The sequence below is a fragment of the Pseudomonas sp. FW305-96 genome (assembly GCF_058783825.1).
Genome location: NZ_JBYSYW010000006.1, coordinates 208,725 through 227,326, shown reverse-complemented (window position 1 = coordinate 227,326; position 18,602 = coordinate 208,725). Strand labels below are relative to the sequence as shown.

Sequence of the window (18,602 nt, the reverse complement as noted above, 5' to 3'; positions counted from 1 at the left end):
AGCTCCCACAGGATAGCGCAGGGTTTCAGGTCAGCGCGGTCGGTGTGGGAGCCGGCTTGTCGTGGCGACGAACCGCGACGAAAGGGGGGCGAAGCACCCCCAGCTTTCAGCGATGCAGCACGTACTGCCCGCTGAACGTCACCGCAGGCTCGTCACTACCCTCGTTGCTCACCACCGTCTCCAGCGTCAGTCGTGCCCGTCCACGACGTTGATACATCGTCAGAAACCGCTCCCAGGTCTTCTCGTCCGGCGCCGGGCAACGTGCCACGGCGGCCCCGGTGACTGGCAGCGGGTAGCTGATCTGCCCTTCCTGGATGACGATATGCCCGTCATCGATCCCCAGCTCGCGCAGACGCAGGTGCAGCCAGCCCCAGCCCACCAGCACCGCGCCGCAGTACAGGCTGCCGCCGAACATGGTGCTCTTGTGGTTGACGTTGGGCGCCAATGGCAGCTTCAGGCGCAAGGTGTGCGCCTGCCAATCGATGACTTCCATGCCCATTTCGCGGGTCAGCGGGATGTCGCCGTGCAGTACGGACTGCAGGTACTGGCTGTCGTTGCTCATTGACGGTTGTCCTCCTGGTCGTCGTGCCCGCCAAAGCTCAGGCTGTGCTTGCGCAGCTTGTCGTGCAGGGTCTTGCGTGGGATGCCGAGGGCCTCGGCGAGGCTGCGCATGGAGCTGTGCGGCTGCATCAGCTCGGCGGCGATCAGCGAGCGCTCGAACTGCTCGACCTGCTCGCTGAGGTTACCGGCCGGCACCGGGACATGGATATCGTTGGCCGCCGCAGGCGCCTGGCCATCAAGGGCCAGCTCCAGGCCAAGGGCGAAGCGTTCGGCGGCATTCTGTAGCTCGCGTACATTGCCCGGCCAGTCGTGGCGCAGCAGCAGGGCACGCTGCGCCGGTTGCAGGTTGTGGGGCGGCAGGCCATGGCGTTCGCTGGCGGCGTCGGCGAAGTGCTGGAACAGCACCAGGATGTCGTCGCCGCGCTCACGCAGCGCGGGGATACGCAGCGGTGCGACGTTCAGGCGGTAGTACAGGTCTGCACGGAAACGCCCTTGGTCGGCGGCTTGGCGCAGGTCTTCCTTGGTGGCGGCGATGATACGGATATCCAGCGGGATCAGCTGGTTGCCGCCCAGGCGCTCGACCACCCGCTCCTGCAGCAGGCGCAGCAGCTTGACCTGAACATCCAGGCTCATGCTTTCGATTTCGTCGAGGAACAGCGTGCCGCCATTGGCGAATTCGAACTTGCCGATGCGGCGCTTCTGCGCACCGGTGAAAGCGCCCGGCTCATGGCCGAACAGTTCGCTCTCGACCACCGACTCGGCCAGGGCGCCGGCATTGATCGCCACGAACGGGCCGTCGCGCCGGCTCGACAGGTCGTGCAGGGCACGCGCCACCACCTCCTTGCCGGCGCCGGTCTCGCCAAGGATCAGCACGTCGGCGCGAGTGCCGGCCAGGGCGCCGATCTGCTCGCGCAGGCGCTGCATGCCGGGGGATTGCCCGACCAGGCGCGTGGCCAACTGCTGGCGATCGCTCAGGGCCAGGCGCAGGCTACGATTGTCCAGCACCAGGCGGCGCAGGGCCAGGGCGCGGCGCACGCTGTCGAGCAGGGCGTCGCTGGCGAAGGGTTTCTCCAGGAAGTCATATGCCCCGGCGCGCATGGCCTGCACTGCCAGTGGCACATCGCCGTGGCCGGTAATCAGCAGCACCGGCAGTTCGCTGTCACGGGCGTGCAGTTGCTCCAGCAGTTGCAGGCCATCGATGCCGGGCATGCGGATATCGCTGACCACCACGCCCGGCCAGTCCTCCTCCAGGCGTTCGGCCAAGCCCTGGGCGTCGGCCAAGGCCACCACCTTGAGCCCGGCCAGGTCCAGGGTCTGGCTCAGGGCTTGGCGCAGGTGCGGGTCATCATCGACCAGGATCACCTGGGCACGGCTGTCGATCGGTGTCTCGGTGCTCATGCCGAGGTGTCCTCCGAAGATTGCAGGTTGGCGCCGGGCTTGGCCACGCGCAGTTTCAGGGTCAGCAGTGCGCCGCCTTCCGGGTGGTTGCCCAGCAGTAGCTCGCCGCCCAGCGCGTGCATCAGGCTTTCGCAGATGGCCAGCCCCAAGCCGAGGCCCTGGGTGCGGGTCTTGGTGGTGAAGAACGGCTCCTTGGCGTGCTCCAGCGCCTGGCGGCTGAAGCCTGGGCCATTGTCGCGGATGTACAGGTAGACGCAGCCGTCCTGGCGCTCGGCACTCAGCCACAGCCTGCGCGGGTTGGCTTTTTCGGTCAGGGCATCGAGGGCGTTGGCCAGCAGGTTGCCCAGCACTTGGCGCAGGCGGGTCTCGCCGGCCTGTACCCACAGCGTGGCCTCGGGCAGGTCGCGCACCAGTTCCACGGCCATGGCCCGGCGACGCTTGGCCAGCAGCGCCAGGGCATCATCCAGGGCCGGTTGCAGGGCAACGCTCTCCGGGGCGTGCTGGTCGCGGCGGGCGAAGGCGCGCAGGTGGGCGATGATCGAGGCCATGCGCCCGGTCAGTTCGCCAATCAGCTTGAGATTGCCGCGCACGTCCTCGGTGCGCTGATGGTCGAGGAGAATCTCGGCGTTCTCGGCATAGGAGCGAATCGCCGCCAGCGGCTGATTGAGTTCATGGCTGATGCTTGCCGACATGGTGCCCAGTACCGACAGTTTGCCGGCCTGGACCAGTTCATCCTGGGCGCGCACCAGCTCCTGCTGGGCGCTCTCGCGCTCCAGTACCGCGCTCTTGAGCCGGGTGTTGAGGCCTTCGAGGTCGGCGGTGCGCTCGATCACGCGCTTTTCCAGCTCTTGCCGGGCAAGGGCCTCGAAGTCGATGCGGTCGATGTAGTGGCGTCGGCGCTGCATGACCAGGCCAGCCAGGAGCATGGTCACCAGCAGCGCGCCACCGCCGATGGCCATGACCGTTTGCACCGAGCGGTCGACCAGCAGGCGCGGGGCGAGGATGTTCACTTGCCAGCCGGTTTCCTTGATGTCGCGGGTCTGGACCAGCCAGGCGTCGCGGTTGAGGCTCAACGGCTGCGGGGCCTGGGTCGGGTAGGGCTGGATGGCGACGATGGCCTGGCGCTCGGCCGCGGTCAATTCGCGGGTGGCGCGGAAACGCCAGTCCGGGCGAGAGGTGAGCACCACCACGCCGTTCTGGTCGGTCAGCAGCAGTTGTTCCGGCGTGCGGCCCCACAGGGTTTCGGTGTGGTCGAGGTCGACCTTGACCACCAGCACGCCGATTACCTTGTCGCGGTCGTGCACGGCGGCGGCGAAGAAGTAGCCGCGCTTGGCCGAAGTGGTGCCCTGGCCGAAGAACCGTCCCAGCCGCCCCTCCATCGCCTCGATGAAGTACGGGCGGAACGAGAAGTTGCGGCCGACGAAGCTGTCCTGCTTGTCCCAGTTGGACGCGGCCAGGGTGTTGCCGCTGACATCCATCAGGTACATCACCTCGGCACCGGTCTGCTGGGTGATGCCCTTGAGCAACCGGTTGGCGTTGGTTACCGCCTCGAGGCGCAGCGGGTCGGCCAGCACGCCGCGCAGCGCCGGCAGGTCGCCGAGGATCTGCGGCAGGGTTTCGTAGCGGTGCAGGGTGCCCAGCAGGTTGGCGACGTAGAGGTCTAGGGTCTGGCGGTTCTGTGAAGCCAGCTCATCCTGGTAGTAGCGCTCGGCCAGGTGGTGCAGCGGCCACAGCAGCGGGGCCAGGCACAGCGCCAGCAGGGCCAGGCTGCGCCAGCGGGGTCGGCGGGGAGGCGTGGGTCTTGGGATCATCGCGGTTTATTGCGCCAGAAAGGTCTGGCGCAATTATGCGCTACTTGAGGCAGTCGATGAGTGCATCGTGCCAGTGCGGCTGGACGACCTGCCATTCACGGGCAAGGCGCGAACAGTCCAGGCGCGAGTTGAGCGGTCGTCTGGCCGGTGTCGGGTACTCGCTGGAAGGGATCGGCAGCAGCTCGGCACAGGACAGTCCGCGCGCCTTGAGCTGTTCGCCGATGGCCTGGGCAAAGCCGAACCAGGAGGTCTCGCCCTGGGCGGTCAGGTGGTAGGTGCCCCAGGCACCGGCCTGACCGTTGCGCCAGCGCTCGATCAGCGCGCGGGTATTGGCGGCGAGGGTGCCCGCCCAGGTCGGGGCGCCGATCTGGTCGTTGACGACTTTCAGCTGTGGACGTTCCTGAAGCACGCGCTGCATGGTCAGCAGGAAATTGCGCCCATGCAGTGAATATACCCAGCTGGTGCGCAGGATCAGGTGTTCTGCGCCTGTAGCGCGGATCGCCTGTTCTCCGGCCAGCTTGCTGCGACCGTAGATTCCCAGGGGATTGGGCGCGTCGTCCTCGTCGTATGGCGTGGCCTTGCTGCCGTCGAAGACATAGTCGGTGGAGTAGTGGATCAGTGGAACGCCGAGGCGTGCGGCTTCTTCGGCTAATATTCCCGGCGCCTCGGCATTGATGGCGAAGGACTGTTCCGGCTCGTTCTCGGCCTGATCCACCGCAGTGTGTGCCGCCGCATTGATGATCAGATCTGGAGCCTGTCGGCGCAGTGGTTCGCGCAGCTGTTCCGGTCGGGCCATGTCGAACTGGTCGCGGCCAACCAGGCACACCTCGCCCAATCCGGCCAGGGCGCCCTGCAACGCCTGGGCAACCTGGCCATTGTGGCCGCAGACAAGGATTTTCACGGGAACAGCTCCGCATCCTTGAACAATCTGCCGGCCTGGTCCTTGGCGGACAGGATCGGTGCTTCCTGCATGCCCCAGTCGATCGCCAGCTGTGGATCATCCCAGCGGATGCAGCGTTCGGCGCTCGGGGTGTAGTAATCGGTGGTCTTGTAGAGAAAGTCGGCCGACTCGCTCAGCACCAGGAAGCCATGGGCGAATCCTGGTGGTATCCAGAATTGCCGGTGGTCCACGGCGCTCAGCCGCGTCGCGACCCACTGTCCACAGGTAGGTGAACTCTGGCGCAGGTCCACGGCGACGTCGAGGACCTCGCCCTGCATGACCCGCACCAGTTTCCCCTGGGGATTGTCGATCTGGTAGTGCAAGCCGCGCAGCACGCCCTTTTGCGAGCGTGAGTGGTTGTCCTGCACGAAGTTCACATCAACGCCAGCCTTGTCGGCAAAGTCCCGTGCGTTGAAGCTTTCGAAGAAGAAACCACGGCTATCACCAAAAATCTTCGGTTCGATGATCAGAACATCCGGGATGGCCGTGGCGATGATATTCATGGGGTCTCTTCTATCAATTTACTGAGGTACTGTCCGTACCCCGTCTTCTTAAGTTCTTCGGCCTTCCTCTGTAATTCTTGACGGCTGATCCAGCCTTTCTGATAAGCGATCTCTTCCAGGCAAGCGATTTTCAGTCCCTGCAGGTGTTCGATGGTCCGCACATACTGGGACGCTTCCAGGAGACTGTCGTGGGTGCCGGTGTCGAGCCATGCAAGGCCGCGCCCCAAGCGCTCCACGCGCAGGTCGCCACGCTCCAGGTAGGCGTTGTTGATGTCGGTGATCTCCAGTTCGCCGCGTGGGGAGGGCTTGACCCCCTTGGCAATCTTCACCACATCGTTGTCATAGAAGTACAGGCCGGTAACCGCGTAGCTGGACCTTGGCTTGGCTGGCTTTTCTTCGATCGACAAGGCCCGGCCATTGCCGTCGAACTCGACCACGCCGAAGCGCTCGGGGTCCTTGACCCAGTAGCCGAACACCGTGGCGCCGGCCTGGTGCTTGACCGCGCGCTGGAGCTGTTCGCTGAAGCCTTGGCCATGGAAGATGTTGTCGCCCAGGATCAGGCATACCGAGTCGTTGCCGATGAACTCCTCGCCAATCAGGAAGGCCTGGGCCAGGCCGTCGGGCGACGGTTGCTCGGCATAGCTGAGGTTGATGCCGAACTGGCTGCCGTCACCGAACAGCTGGCGGTACTGCGGGAGGTCGGCGGGCGTGGAGATCAGGAGGATATCGCGGATACCCGCCAGCATCAGGACAGAGACCGGATAGTAGATCATCGGCTTGTCGTAGATGGGCAGCAGCTGCTTGGAGGTGGCCAGTGTGATCGGGTGCAGGCGAGTGCCGGAGCCGCCGGCGAGGATGATGCCCTTGGTCATGCGATCGAGTCCTTGTAATCGTTGTTACCCAGTCGTTCACGTTGATAGCTGCCATCCTGGACATGGCGGCACCATTCAAGGTTGTCCAGGTACCATTGGACAGTCTTGCGCAGGCCTGTCTCGAAGGTTTCCTCGGGAACCCAGCCCAGCTCGCGCTCGATCTTGCTGGCGTCGATGGCATAGCGCTGGTCGTGGCCCGGGCGATCCTTGACGAAGGTGATCAGCTCAGCGTAGTTGGCAATTCCTGCAGGGTGTTGCGGGGCCAGTTCCTCGAGCAGGGCACAGATGCCGCGCACCACATCGATGTTCTTCTGCTCGTTGTGGCCACCGATATTGTAGGTTTCACCTACCTCCCCTTCGCTAACCACCTTGAACAGCGCGCGGGCGTGATCCTCGACGAACAGCCAGTCACGCACTTGCAGGCCATCGCCATAGACCGGCAGCGGTTTGCCTTCGAGGGCGTTGAGAATGACCAGTGGAATGAGCTTCTCGGGGAAGTGGAACGGCCCATAATTGTTGGAGCAGTTGGTCAGCAGCACCGGCAATCCATAGGTACGGTGCCAGGCGCGGACCAGGTGGTCGGAGGCCGCTTTGCTCGCCGAATAGGGCGAACTGGGGGCGTAGGGCGTGGTTTCGGTGAACAGGTCGTCGACCCCGTGAAGGTCACCGTAGACCTCGTCGGTGGAAATGTGATGGAAGCGGAAAGACTTGCGCTCCTCCTCGCCCAGTGTGTTCCAGTAACCCCGAGTGGCCTCCAGCAGACTGTAGGTACCGACGATGTTGGTCTGGATGAAGTCCGAAGGGCCGTCGATGGAGCGATCCACATGCGATTCCGCTGCCAGGTGCATGATGGCGTGTGGCTGGAACCGGGCGAGCACTGCACTGACGGAGGCCTGGTCGACGATATCGACCTGGGCGAACTCATAGCGCGAATTGCTGGCGATGCTCGACAGTGATTCCAGGTTGCCTGCATAGGTCAGCTTGTCGAGATTAAGGACTTCATGCTCGGTATTGCTGATGAGGTGGCGTACCAGGGCCGATCCGATGAAACCGGCTCCCCCGGTAATGAGAATACGCATGTCGGATTCCCTTTCCTTCCAATAATGACGGTGGCTAGCGGGCTCACAGCTTGTCGGCTGACAAGGCTATAGGCAAGTTGAATGCGCTGGGCTGCAAGGCCTGTGCGACGAAACGCCAATTGTACGCTGCCGGCTTGCCAATTTGCCTGCCTGATGGCGATATACGAAAAAAACGAGAGCTTCCGCCATGCCGCTTTCCATCCTGATCCAGCGTTCCAGTTTGCCCGTCCCCTCACTGAGCGAGGCGCAGGCCCATGCCTTGCTGCGGGCGCATTACGATCTGGCCGGTGGTTTGCAGCCTTTGGGTAGCCAGCAGGACCTGAACTTCCAGGTCAACGGCAGCGATGAGTGCTATGTGCTCAAGATCTGCCACGCCAACTACGCCCGGCAGGAGTTGGAAGCACAGCATGCCGCGCTGACTCATTTGCGTGACTGCGGCCTGCCGGTACCTGCGGTACGCCTGGCCAGCAACGGGCAGGACCTGTTGGCGCTGGATGTTGACGGCCAGACCTTGCGCGTGCGCCTGCTCGACTACATCGACGGGCGGCCGTTGACCCGCCTGGGCCACCTACCGGCGCGGGTGATGGTGGAACTCGGCGCGCTTTGCGCCCGCGTCGACAGGGGCCTGGCCAACTTCGACCATCCCGGCCTTGAGCGCACCTTGCAGTGGGATCCGCGCCATGCCCAGGCCCTGATCCAGCATCTGCTGCCGGTGTTGCGGGATGCACAGCGCCGGGCGCGGGTGGAGAGCGTGGCCAAGGCGGCAAGCGCACGATTGCAGCCGCTGGTCGAACAGTTGCCGATCCAGGCCGTGCACCTGGACATCACCGACGACAACGTGGTCTGGGCCCGGGATGCCGAGCGGCAGTGGCAGGTACAAGGTGTCATCGACTTTGGTGACCTGGTGCGTACCTGGCGTATCGCCGATCTGTCGGTGACCTGCGCGGCCTTGCTGCATCACGCCGAGGGCGATCCGCTGCGGATCTTGCCGGCGGTCAGCGCCTACCATGCCGTGAATCCCCTGCAGGATGCCGAGTTGCGCGCCCTCTGGCCGCTGGTGCTGAACCGCGCCGCCGTGCTGGTGCTCAGCAGCGAGCAGCAACTGGCTGTCGATCCGGACAACCAGTACACCCGCGACAACATCGCCCATGAATGGGAGATCTTCGATACCGCCTGCGCCGTGCCCGTAGCTTTGATGGAGGCGGCAATTCTTCAGGCGGCTGGGCGCAAGCCGGCCAGCATCGACCTTGGTGATTGCGCCGTGTTGCTGCCAGGACTCAACGGCCAGTCGGTGATCCGCGTCGACCTGGGCGTGCTCAGCCCTCACTGCGAGGCAGGCAACTGGGAGCAGCCCGGCTTTGACCAGCGTCTGCTCGCTATCCAGCCGGGGCCGGCGTGTAGCCTGCATGGGCAGTACCGCCTGTCGCAAACCCACATCGACCGACCTGAAGAACCGGCCACCTGTGCCCTGGGCGTAGAGCTGAACCTGTCGCCCGGCACCGCGTTGCAAGCGCCCGAAGCTGGGGTATGGCAATGCATCGGCGATGGTCGTGGCTGCCTGCGCACCGCGCACTGGAACCTGTGGCTCGATGGCCTGGAAGAGGCGCCGACCGATGGCCAGGCGCTGCTCAAAGGCCAGGTCATCGGCTCGACCTGTGGGTTCCTCCGCGTGCAACTGTGCGTGGATACCGATACCCGTCCACCCTTCTTTGCCATGCCCTCCCACGCTGCCGCCTGGCTGGCCCTATGCCCGTCACCGCAAGCCTTGCTGGGCTTTGCCTGCGATGCCGAGCCGCTGGCCGACCCGCAGGCGCTGCTGGCGCGTCGCGATGCCAGCTTCGCGCGCTCGCAGAAGCATTACTACGCCCAGCCTCCGCATATCGAGCGCGGTTGGCGCAACTACCTGATCGACATGCAGGGCCGTTCGTACCTGGACATGCTCAACAACGTCGCGGTGCTCGGCCATGGTCATCCGCGCATGGCCGCTGAGTCGGCGCGCCAGTGGTCGTTGGTCAACACCAACTCGCGCTTTCACTACGCAGCCATTGCCGAGTTTTCCGAGCGTCTGCTGGAGGTGGCGCCCGAGGGCTTCGACAGGGTGTTCCTGGTCAACAGCGGCACCGAGGCCAATGACCTGGCGATCCGTCTGGCCTGGGCCTACAGCGGTGGGCGCGACCTGCTCAGCGTGCTGGAGGCCTACCACGGCTGGTCGGTTGCCACTGACGCGATCTCCACCTCCATCGCCGACAACCCCCAGGCCTTGGAGACCCGGCCGGACTGGGTGCATCCGGTGGAGGCGCCAAATACCTTCCGCGGGCGCTACCGGGGCGCCGACAGCGCCGCCGACTACCTGCGCGATGTCGATGCCAAGCTGGCCGACCTCGACGCCCGTGGTCGCCAGCTGGCCGGGATGATCTGCGAACCGGTGTACGGAAACGCCGGGGGCATCTCGCTGCCGCCGGGCTACCTGCGCGAGGCCTACGCCAAGGTGCGCCAGCGCGGCGGGGTGTGCATCGCCGACGAGGTGCAGGTCGGTTACGGGCGCCTGGGCGAGTACTTCTGGGGCTTCGAGGAGCAGGGTGTGGTGCCGGATATCATCACCATGGCCAAGGGCATGGGCAACGGCCAGCCGCTGGGCGCGGTGATCACCCGGCGCGAGATCGCCGAGGCGCTGGAGGCCGAGGGCTACTTCTTCTCCTCGGCCGGGGGCAGCCCGGTCAGTTGCCGCATCGGCATGGCGGTGCTGGACGTAATGCGTGACGAAGGATTGTGGGGCAACGCCCGTGACGTGGGCCGTTACTTCAAGGCACGCCTGCAGGCATTGGTCGATAAATATCCGCTTGCCGGCGCCGCCCATGGTTCCGGGTTCTACCTGGGGCTGGAGCTGGTACGCGATCGCCAGACGCTGGAACCGGCGACCGAGGAGACCATGATCCTGTGCGATCGCCTGCGCGATCTGGGGATCTTCATGCAGCCGACCGGCGACTACCTGAACATCCTCAAGATCAAGCCGCCGATGTGCACCACGCGGGCCAGCGTGGATTACTTCGTCGACAGCGTGGAGCGGGTCCTCGGCGAAGGGCTCTGAATCACGGCATGCAGGCCTGGCAAGTCGATTGTTATCGGTTCGCCAGGCTTTTTTATGCCTAAATATTTTGTGATTATCTATTTAAAGTCGATATTTATCGGTTGTAATATCGGCTGAACATTACGCTGCCTATACTGGCGAGCCTGCATCTTTTTCGATCACTGACCTGGCGCCACTGGCCCCGGGCCTTCGCAGAGGTTACCCATGAAGACCCTCAACTCGACCCCCCGCGCCGACGGTTTCCACATGCCCGCCGAATGGGCTGCGCAGACCCAGGTGTGGATGGTCTGGCCGGAGCGCCCGGACAACTGGCGCTTGGGCGGCAAGCCGGCGCAGGCCGCGCACGTGACCCTGGCCAAGGCCATCGCCCGCTTCGAGCCGGTCACCGTGGCGGTGTCCGCCGGCCAGTACGAGAACGCCCGTCGCCAGCTCGACCTGCCCAACATCCGCGTGGTCGAGATCAGCAATGACGACGCCTGGGTGCGTGACACCGGCCCGACCTTCGTCATCAACGACCACGGCGAGGTACGCGGCGTGGACTGGGGCTTCAACGCCTGGGGCGGCTTCGACGGCGGCTTGTACGCGCCCTGGAACCGCGACGAGGAGCTGGCCGCCAAGGTCATGGAGATGGAGCGCGTGCAGCGCTACCACACCGAAGGCTTCGTGCTCGAAGGCGGTTCGATCCACGTCGATGGCGAAGGCACCCTGATCACCACCGAAGAATGCCTGCTCAACCGCAACCGCAACCCGCACCTGGACCGCGAACAGATCGAGGAGATCCTGCGCGAGCACCTGGCGGTCGAGACCATCGTCTGGCTGCCGGACGGCTTGTACAACGACGAGACCGATGGCCACGTCGACAACTTCTGCTGTTACGTCAGCCCAGGCGAAGTGTTACTGGCCTGGACCGATGATTCCAATGACCCCAACTACGCGCGCTGCCACGCCGCCTACGAGGTGCTGAAAAACACCCGCGACGCCAAAGGGCGCGAGTTCGTGGTGCACAAGATGCCGATTCCGGGGCCGCTTTACGCCACCCAGGCCGAATGCGATGGCGTCGATCATGTGGTGGGCAGCCAAGAGCGTGACCCTTCGGTACGCCTGGCCGGGTCCTATGTGAACTTCCTGATCGTCAATGGTGGCATCATCGCGCCGAGCTTCGACGACCCTGCTGATGCGCAAGCCAGAGCTATCCTGGCCAAGGTCTTCCCGGATCACGAAGTGGTGATGATCCCGGGGCGTGAACTGCTGTTAGGCGGTGGCAACATCCACTGCCTGACCCAGCAGCAACCGGCACCGGTAAAACGTTGATCGGCCAATGAGTGAAAAACCCGTCGAAAGGCGGGTTTTTTTATGCTCGCGATAGTCGGTCGGGCGGCATGGCACAGCAATTGTATTGATTTTTCCTCGTACTTCAGACGAATGGGCCTACGCCATTCTGTAATGCATCTGAAGTAACTTAGCCGCTCACTCGGCCCAGGGAGTACGTGAGGAAATGAACGCAGCAAGTGAGTCGGCTTTGCCCTCAACGGCGGCCAGTCACCAATCGCTCAGAATCCTGGCTCAGTGGTTGAAACGTCATGGAGACGATCGGGTCAGGACGACCGACCCACGACGCCTGCTGGATGGGCGATACCCCCAAGGCCTGATCAGCGAGGAAGAGCTCGAAGCTCTGCTGGCTATCTGGCATTGATCGGGAAGGATCCCGCCGCAGAAAAAAACGCCACCGCAATTGCGGTGGCGTTTTCGTTTGGGCGGCCCGTCCTTGATGCTCGCTGCTGTCACAACTCAGAAGCTGTAGGTTCCGGTCACCACCAGGCTGCGCGGATCGCCCACCTGGATCTGCGCCGCGCTGGTTGCCGAGCTGTAGTAGGTCTTGTCGGTGATGTTGCTCAAGGCCGCGCGTACATCCCAGTCGTGGGTGCGATAGCCCGCCAGCGCGTCCCAACGGCCGTAGCCCGGCAGGATCACGGTGTTCTGGTTGTCGGCGTAGCGGTCGCCGACCAGGGTCAGGCCGGTTTCGGCGTACCAGCCCAGCTCCGGCTTCCAGGTCACGAACAGGCTGGCGTTTCGCTTGGCCACGTCGTTGATGCGGTTGCCCTGCTGGCCGTTGTTGTCCTTGACGATGGTCGCGTCCTGCAGGCCGATGCCGCCGCGCACGTACCAGTTGCCCACCACGTTGCCGGTGGCGGTCAGCTCGATGCCGCGTGAACGCTGCAGGCCGCTGAGCTGGATCAGTTCCGGGTTGATCGGGTCGCGGGTACGGCGGTTGTACAGTTCCAGTTCGTAGATCGCCAGGGTGGTGCTCAGGCGCTCGTCGAACCATTCGCTCTTGACCCCGATCTCCTTCTGCCGGGTCTGTTCCGGGTCGGTCTGGTTGGCGTTGCCGGCCGCGCCGGGGGTGATGCCGATCAGGCCGCCACCGACCGGAGAGTAGGTCTTGCTCCAGGAGGCATAGAAGGAGTGGTCCTGCCAGGGGGTGTACACCACGCCGATACGCGGACTGAAACTGTTGTCCTTCTGCTTTTCCGAGATGTTGCGCAGTTTGTTGGTGGTGTCCACCTCGAACTGGTCGAAGCGCACGCCGGCCAGCAGCTGCCACTGGTCGTTGAGGCGGATCTGGTCTTGCAGGTAGATCCCTCGGCTCTCGACGTCGGTGTGGTTGTTGCTGGACACCCGCATGATGCCGTTGTGCTGCTGGCTGGCCGTGGCCCCCTGCAGCGGTACCGAGGGCACGCCTACGCCTTGGCTCAGCAGCGAGTTGCGGCGCTGTTCGCCCATTTCTAGGCCCACCAGCAGCGTGTGCTCCAGACCGAAGGTTTCTACATGACCTTCGAGTTCGATGGTGTTGTAGAGATTGCGGGTGCTCAGGTCCTGCTGCCAGCGCTGGCGGTCCACCAGACCGGCAACGGGGCGGTAGGCGGTCTGGTAGGTGTTGTCGAAGTCGCTCTCCAGGGTGAACAGGCTGAAGGTGTGGCGCAGTTGCCACTGATCGTTCAGCTCGTAGTTCAGACGCGAGCGCAGCGACTCGGCGCGGTCGTTGATGTAGTCGCGCTGGGTGTCGCCGTAGGTGGTCTTGCGGCTGACATCGGCCGGGCGCCCGGTGAGCGGGTTACCGGGGATGCCACGGTCAGGGGTACGGTCGTAGCGGCTGTACTCGTACTGCACCAGCCAGTTCAGCTCGGGGGTGATCTGCCAGCTCATCGACGGCGCGAACAGCTGGCGGTGGTTGCCGTCGATGCCGTCGCGGAAGCTGTTCTTGTCCTCGTTGCCCAGGTTCAGGCGCAGGCTGAGGGTGTCGCTGGGGTCGGCGCTGAGGTCGGCGTACAGGCTGCGCAGGTCCTGGCTGCCACCTTGTGCCTCGATGGTCGAGCGGCGGCCGTGCTCCGGCGCCTTGCTCACCCGGTTGACGATGCCGCCCTGGCTGCCACGGCCATAAAGCACCGCGGCCGGGCCCTTGAGCACCTCGACCCGCTCGATGTTGTGCAGATCGCGGGTGTACTGGCTGTCGTCGCGGACACCGTCCAGGTAGAAGTCGTTGCTGGCGTCGAAGCCGCGAATACGCAGGCTGTCGAAACGGGTGTCGGCGCCGCTGCTGACGTTGGGGATGCCTTCCAGCGCCTTGCCCAGGTTGCTGCTGCCGTAGTCCAGCACGTTGCGGGTCTTCACCGAATCGATGGCCTGTGGCACGTAGCGCGCGGGGGTCGAGGTGCGGGTCGCGGTGGTCACGTCTTTGACTCGCGGGTTGTCCTCTTCGCGGGTGCTGTCGGCGGTCACCGAGGTTTCCGGCAAGGTCGTGGTGGCGGCACTGGCCAGGCCGGCGCTGAACAGCAGCGACAGGCCCAGGGTCAAGGGTGAAAGGCGGCAGGGGGCAGGCATCGAAGGCGTCCAAGGGAGGGAGTGAGAAATTGGGCGCGAATGGTAATGCTTGCTATTTACTGTTGCATCGACATTTGTAAAGGGTTGTCTTTACATATGTTTCAAGATGTTGCTATTCGTTTGGATTGATTTGAAATTGTCTTGGCATTCACAAGGATGCGCTTCGGAATGGCTTGTGGAAGCGGCGGTGCGTGCAACGTTGCTCTCTGCGTGACCGCGCAGTGGGAAGAGCAGGGCAGTTCAAACAGGCTTTCGGAAGGCCTGCGGGAACATGGACGTATGACGGTTTTATGGATTTCGACCGCTTTCCACAAAAGAGACAGATTTGCGCTGACCCACGGCAGATATGCATGGAAATGCACCAGCGCTGACCTTGTTTTTGGTTATATCAACCTGCATTTCACGTTTTTTTGACATGTATAAGCAGGCAGGGCTAGGATTCGGGCTCTACGCCTGCTGGCCATTCTCTGGCCATGCGGCTGCAAGGCCCGTTGCAGACCATTGGCGGGCCTTCGGCTTGGATCCGCATAGCGTCGAACCTACGAAGGGGCGTTGGTTCCTGGCGTTCTGATGCAGAGCGTTTTTGAATACGAAATAAGGAAAATAACATGTTGAAAACCAGGATCAGCCTGGTCGCCCTGGCGATGATCGCCGCGACCCAGGCACAGGCCAATGACCAGGCCGAGAGCAAGGGCTTCATCGAGGACAGCCACGCCAACGTCCTTCTGCGCAACGCCTTCATCAACCGTGACAAGAAGCACCACGTCAACGACCAGTCCCAGTGGGGCCAGGGCGTCATCGCCAACTTCTCCTCCGGCTTCACCCAGGGCACCGTCGGTGTAGGTGTCGACGCGTTCGGCCTGTACGCCTTGCGCCTTGATGGCGGCAAGGGCCGTAACGGCGGTGGCGGTATCGACTTCTTCAAGCGTGAGAACACCGTCAACGAGCGCAAGCGTAGCGATGCAGCGGACGACCTGGCGCGTGCAGGTGCCGCGATCAAGTTCCGTGTCTCCAACACCGTGCTCAAGTACGGCGACCAGATGCCAGCCCTGCCTGTGCTGCAGTACGACGATTCGCGCCTGCTGCCAGAGAGCTTCAGCGGTACCCTGATCACCTCCAAGGAGATCAAGGGCCTGGAGCTGAATGCCGGTCGCTTCACCAGCGAAGTGCAGAAGAGCGCCCAAGGCCATGACAGCGGTCGCCTGAAGTCGATCAACGTCCTGGGCGGCAGCTACAAGTTCACCGACAACTTCACCGCGTCGCTGTACACCGCCGACAACGAAGACGTGATGAAGAAGCACTACCTGGGCATGAACTACGTCTTCCCAATCGCGGCTGACCAGTCCCTGACCCTGGACTTCAACGGTTACAAGTCGGACATCGACAAGAAGTACGTCGAAGGCCGCCTGACCGGCGACTCCAACACCATCTGGAGCCTGGCAGCCACCTACGCCTACGGACCGCACTCGTTCACCCTGGCCTACCAGCGCAGCACGGGCGATACCGGCTACAACTACGGCGGCTACCAGAAAGGCGGCGGCATCGGCGACGGTGGTTCGACCATCTACCTGGCCAACTCCTACTGGTCCGACTTCAACGCCGAGGACGAGCGTTCCTGGCAGCTGGGCTACGGCCTGGACTTTGGCGCATTCGGCGTACCGGGCCTGACCTACAAAATTGCCTACGTCGTGGGTGACAACATCAATACCCGTACCCTGGACAAGCCAGAAGGCTATGGTGAAGGCAAAGAACGTGAACTGTTCAGCCAGATCCGCTACGTCGTCCAGGAAGGCCCGGCCAAGGACCTGTCGGTCAAGCTGCGTGGTTCGTTCCTGCGCACCAACACGGCTGTTCGCCAGAACGAATACAACGACGACGGCAACGAAGTCCGCGTATTCGTCGAGTACCCGATCAGCATCTTCTGATCCTGATCCCGCGTCACCCGCAGCCCCGGCCTATGCCGGGGCTGTTTCTTTCCGCAGCACGCTGGCCGTCATCGGCGCCACCTCGATCTCCCCCGTCTCCGGCGCAAAGCTGTCACTGCGCGCCATCCGCCACATCCGTGCATAGAACTCGCTGTCGATCGCACCGCTGAGCAGCTCGCCTGGCTTGAGGAAGGTGTGCAGTTGCGAGAACAGGCCAATCTCGCTGGCGCTGGTACGCCGCGCCAGGTGCTTGGGCTTGAGTTCAGAAGGATGGTCCAGACCGGCGGCGGCAAGCATCTCGGCCAGGGCGTGCAGGGTATTGCGGTGAAAGCTGGCGACCCGCTCGGCCTTCTCCGGCACCACCAGCGCGCGCTGGCGCAACGCATCCTGGGTGGCCACGCCGGTTGGGCACTTGTTGGTGTGGCAGCTTTGCGACTGGATGCAGCCGATGGCGAACATGAAGCCCCGTGCCGAGTTGACCCAGTCCGCGCCGATGGCCAGCACGCTGGCGATGTCGAAGGCGCTGACCAGCTTGCCCGCCGCGCCGATGCGGATGCGCTCGCGCAGGTTCAGCCCCACCAGGGTGTTGTGCACGAACATCAGGCCCTCGCGCAGCGGCACGCCCATGTTGTCGGAGAACTCCCGGGGCGCTGCGCCGGTACCGCCTTCCTTGCCGTCGACGACGATGAAGTCCGGGGTGATGCCGGTGGCCAGCATGGCCTTGGCGATGCCCATGAACTCCCACGGGTGGCCCAAGCAGAACTTGAAACCCACCGGCTTGCCGCCGGACAGCTCGCGCAGCCGGGCGACGAACTGCAGCAGCTCCCGCGGTGTGGCGAAGGCACTGTGAGCGGCCGGCGAGATGCAGTCCTCGCCCTCGCGCACGCCTCGGGTGGCGGCGATCTCGGCGCTGACCTTGTGCCCCGGCAGGATCCCGCCATGGCCCGGCTTGGCGCCCTGGCTGAGCTTGATCTCGATCATCTTCACCTGGGCGGCGCGGGCCTGCTCGGCGAAGCGCTCGGGGTCGAACTGGCCGTCTTCGCTGCGGCAGCCGAAATAGCCGCTACCGATTTCCCAGATCAGGTCGCCGCCGTGTTCGCGGTGGTAGGGGCTGATGCTGCCCTCGCCGGTGTCATGGGCGAAGCGGCCCAGGCGCGCGCCCTTGTTCAGCGCGGCGATGGCATTGGCGCTGAGGGCGCCGAAGCTCATGGCCGAGATGTTGAAGATCGACGCCGAGTACGGTTGGCGGCACTGTGGGCCGCCGATGCGAATGCGGAACGACGCAGGGTCGGGCATCGGCACCGGCAGCATCGAGTGGCTGATGAACTCGAAGCCCGGCTTGTAGGCATCGTTGAGCGTGCCGAAGGCTTTCTCGGCACTCTCGTTCTTGGCCCTGGCGTAGACCAGTGAACGCTGGGCGCGGGAGAACGGCAGCTTGTCGTCGTCGCCCTCGATCAGGTACTGGCGGATCTCCGGGCGGATGGTCTCGATCAGGTAGCGGATATTGCCCAGGATCGGATAGTTGCGGCGCACGGCGTGGTGGCGTTGGCGCAGGTCGTTGAGGCCGACCAGGCTGAGCAGGGCGCTGACGACGTTGAAGGGCCAGAGCCAGGTGTGGGCAAGCAGGAAAGGGGCACTGGCAATCGTGAAGACCAGACACAGGAACAGGCAGGCATAGCGGCTGGGGAGCGAGTCTTTCATGGGTCCATCGCAGGCGGGATGACCCGGCCTAGGATAGGCAAAGGCTGCGCAGGGAAAACCTGGGGTTTCGGTAAAAGACTGTTACTCGACGCGGAATTGCCTGGGGCGGTAGCTACGGCCAGTTTCGATGGGAGCCAAGGTCGCGGTATCCGATCAGGTGAACTGGATGAAGAAGAAGCCGGCTTCATCGCCTTGCTTGCCGCGCCGAGCCTGCCTGTCGATATACAGGTAGCCGATACCGTCCGAGAACAATCCCACATGCTGCGGGCTGGCGCTGGCCACATCACTGTCGAGCAGTTGCATCAGGAACAGGAAGCGCTGGGGTTCGTAGATCGGATCCTGCAGCCAGCAAGGCCGCCCGACGGGCTTGCTCAGGTCGATACCGCTGTCCTCGTCCTCCAGTTCCTGCTCTTCCTCTTCATCGTTGAACGGTTCGAACTGGATGTAGGCACGTTCCAGCAGGAGGGCTGCGGTGGGCGGCGCGATCGACTGGTCGGCCAGCTCATGCAGAATGACCCGGGCAAAACCTTTGGGGCGTTTTTCGTCGAGCTCACTCTGCTGGTTGACGGTGTAATGGCGCTGGGTGGAACGACTGAAGGCGCCGTCATGCTGACGCGCAGTGATGAACACCGTGATTGCCATGCCGGGTGGAATGAAGGTGACGGGCAGGAAGCGTTCGCTCAATGTCAGCAGTGGGGTCATCGGCTCACCGGCATCCGGGCTTCTTGGCCACAGCGAGGCATCCTTGAGGCGGGCACCGCCGCCGATCTGGCCCAGACCGTGATCTTGGTCGGAAAGCACGATTTTTTGCGAGCTCATGGTCGATAGCATCCTTTGCTTTTGGC

14 protein-coding genes are annotated in these 18,602 nt (G+C 63.8%); 4 read left to right on the top strand and 10 right to left on the bottom strand.

The features are described from left to right. Window positions 1-106 precede the first annotated feature (106 nt). The 7 genes from AC3WL2_RS07130 to rfbB are packed head-to-tail and all read right to left on the bottom strand — an operon-like array spanning window position 107 to window position 7,164. On the bottom strand, window positions 107-562 hold the full coding sequence (locus AC3WL2_RS07130; RefSeq protein ID WP_102683447.1) for a thioesterase domain-containing protein: 456 nt from the start codon (window positions 560-562) through the stop codon (window positions 107-109). Continuing rightward, complete coding sequence (locus AC3WL2_RS07125) at window positions 559-1,959, bottom strand: sigma-54-dependent transcriptional regulator (protein ID WP_102683446.1); 1,401 nt, start codon at window positions 1,957-1,959, stop codon at window positions 559-561. Before AC3WL2_RS07125 ends, AC3WL2_RS07130 begins: the two co-directional genes overlap by 4 nt. Then, window positions 1,956-3,770, bottom strand: coding sequence for a sensor histidine kinase (locus tag AC3WL2_RS07120; protein WP_102683445.1), 1,815 nt, complete (start codon window positions 3,768-3,770; stop codon window positions 1,956-1,958). The genes AC3WL2_RS07125 and AC3WL2_RS07120 overlap by 4 nt, the downstream gene beginning before the upstream one ends. Before the next feature lie 40 nt (window positions 3,771-3,810). Continuing rightward, window positions 3,811-4,671, bottom strand: a complete 861-nt coding sequence (rfbD, locus tag AC3WL2_RS07115; RefSeq protein WP_102683444.1) for a dTDP-4-dehydrorhamnose reductase — start codon at window positions 4,669-4,671, stop codon at window positions 3,811-3,813. Beyond that, entirely contained in the window at window positions 4,668-5,213 is a 546-nt protein-coding gene (gene rfbC / locus AC3WL2_RS07110; RefSeq protein WP_102683443.1) for a dTDP-4-dehydrorhamnose 3,5-epimerase, read from the bottom strand. The genes rfbD and rfbC overlap by 4 nt, the downstream gene beginning before the upstream one ends. Continuing rightward, window positions 5,210-6,085: a glucose-1-phosphate thymidylyltransferase RfbA gene (gene rfbA, locus AC3WL2_RS07105; protein WP_102683442.1), complete on the bottom strand. Its 876-nt coding sequence runs from the start codon at window positions 6,083-6,085 to the stop codon at window positions 5,210-5,212. Before rfbA ends, rfbC begins: the two co-directional genes overlap by 4 nt. Further along, window positions 6,082-7,164, bottom strand: coding sequence for a dTDP-glucose 4,6-dehydratase (rfbB, locus tag AC3WL2_RS07100; RefSeq protein WP_102683441.1), 1,083 nt, complete (start codon window positions 7,162-7,164; stop codon window positions 6,082-6,084). The genes rfbA and rfbB overlap by 4 nt, the downstream gene beginning before the upstream one ends. A gap of 187 nt (window positions 7,165-7,351) precedes the next feature. Between rfbB and AC3WL2_RS07095 the strand changes: the two genes are divergently transcribed. Continuing rightward, window positions 7,352-10,252 (top strand): aminotransferase, encoded by a 2,901-nt coding sequence (locus tag AC3WL2_RS07095; protein WP_102683440.1) that lies wholly within the window; start codon window positions 7,352-7,354, stop codon window positions 10,250-10,252. A gap of 204 nt (window positions 10,253-10,456) precedes the next feature. Further along, complete coding sequence (aguA, locus tag AC3WL2_RS07090) at window positions 10,457-11,563, top strand: agmatine deiminase (RefSeq protein WP_102683439.1); 1,107 nt, start codon at window positions 10,457-10,459, stop codon at window positions 11,561-11,563. 477 nt (window positions 11,564-12,040) lie between these two features. On the opposite strand, the gene AC3WL2_RS07085 is transcribed toward aguA, so the two are convergent. Beyond that, on the bottom strand, window positions 12,041-14,131 hold the full coding sequence (locus AC3WL2_RS07085) for a TonB-dependent receptor (RefSeq protein ID WP_102683437.1): 2,091 nt from the start codon (window positions 14,129-14,131) through the stop codon (window positions 12,041-12,043). A 168-nt stretch (window positions 14,132-14,299) separates the two neighbouring features. Here AC3WL2_RS07085 and AC3WL2_RS07080 point away from each other — a divergent pair, with 168 nt between their 5' ends. Further along, window positions 14,300-14,545: a hypothetical protein gene (locus AC3WL2_RS07080; RefSeq protein ID WP_146022580.1), complete on the top strand. Its 246-nt coding sequence runs from the start codon at window positions 14,300-14,302 to the stop codon at window positions 14,543-14,545. Window positions 14,546-14,739: 194 nt separating this feature from the next. After that, window positions 14,740-16,056: an OprD family porin gene (locus tag AC3WL2_RS07075; protein WP_102683436.1), complete on the top strand. Its 1,317-nt coding sequence runs from the start codon at window positions 14,740-14,742 to the stop codon at window positions 16,054-16,056. 30 nt (window positions 16,057-16,086) lie between these two features. On the opposite strand, the gene AC3WL2_RS07070 is transcribed toward AC3WL2_RS07075, so the two are convergent. Further along, window positions 16,087-17,757: an FMN-binding glutamate synthase family protein gene (locus AC3WL2_RS07070; protein WP_102683435.1), complete on the bottom strand. Its 1,671-nt coding sequence runs from the start codon at window positions 17,755-17,757 to the stop codon at window positions 16,087-16,089. Between the two features lie 153 nt (window positions 17,758-17,910). Next, entirely contained in the window at window positions 17,911-18,576 is a 666-nt protein-coding gene (locus AC3WL2_RS07065) for a hypothetical protein (RefSeq protein ID WP_102683434.1), read from the bottom strand. Window positions 18,577-18,602 lie beyond the last annotated feature (26 nt).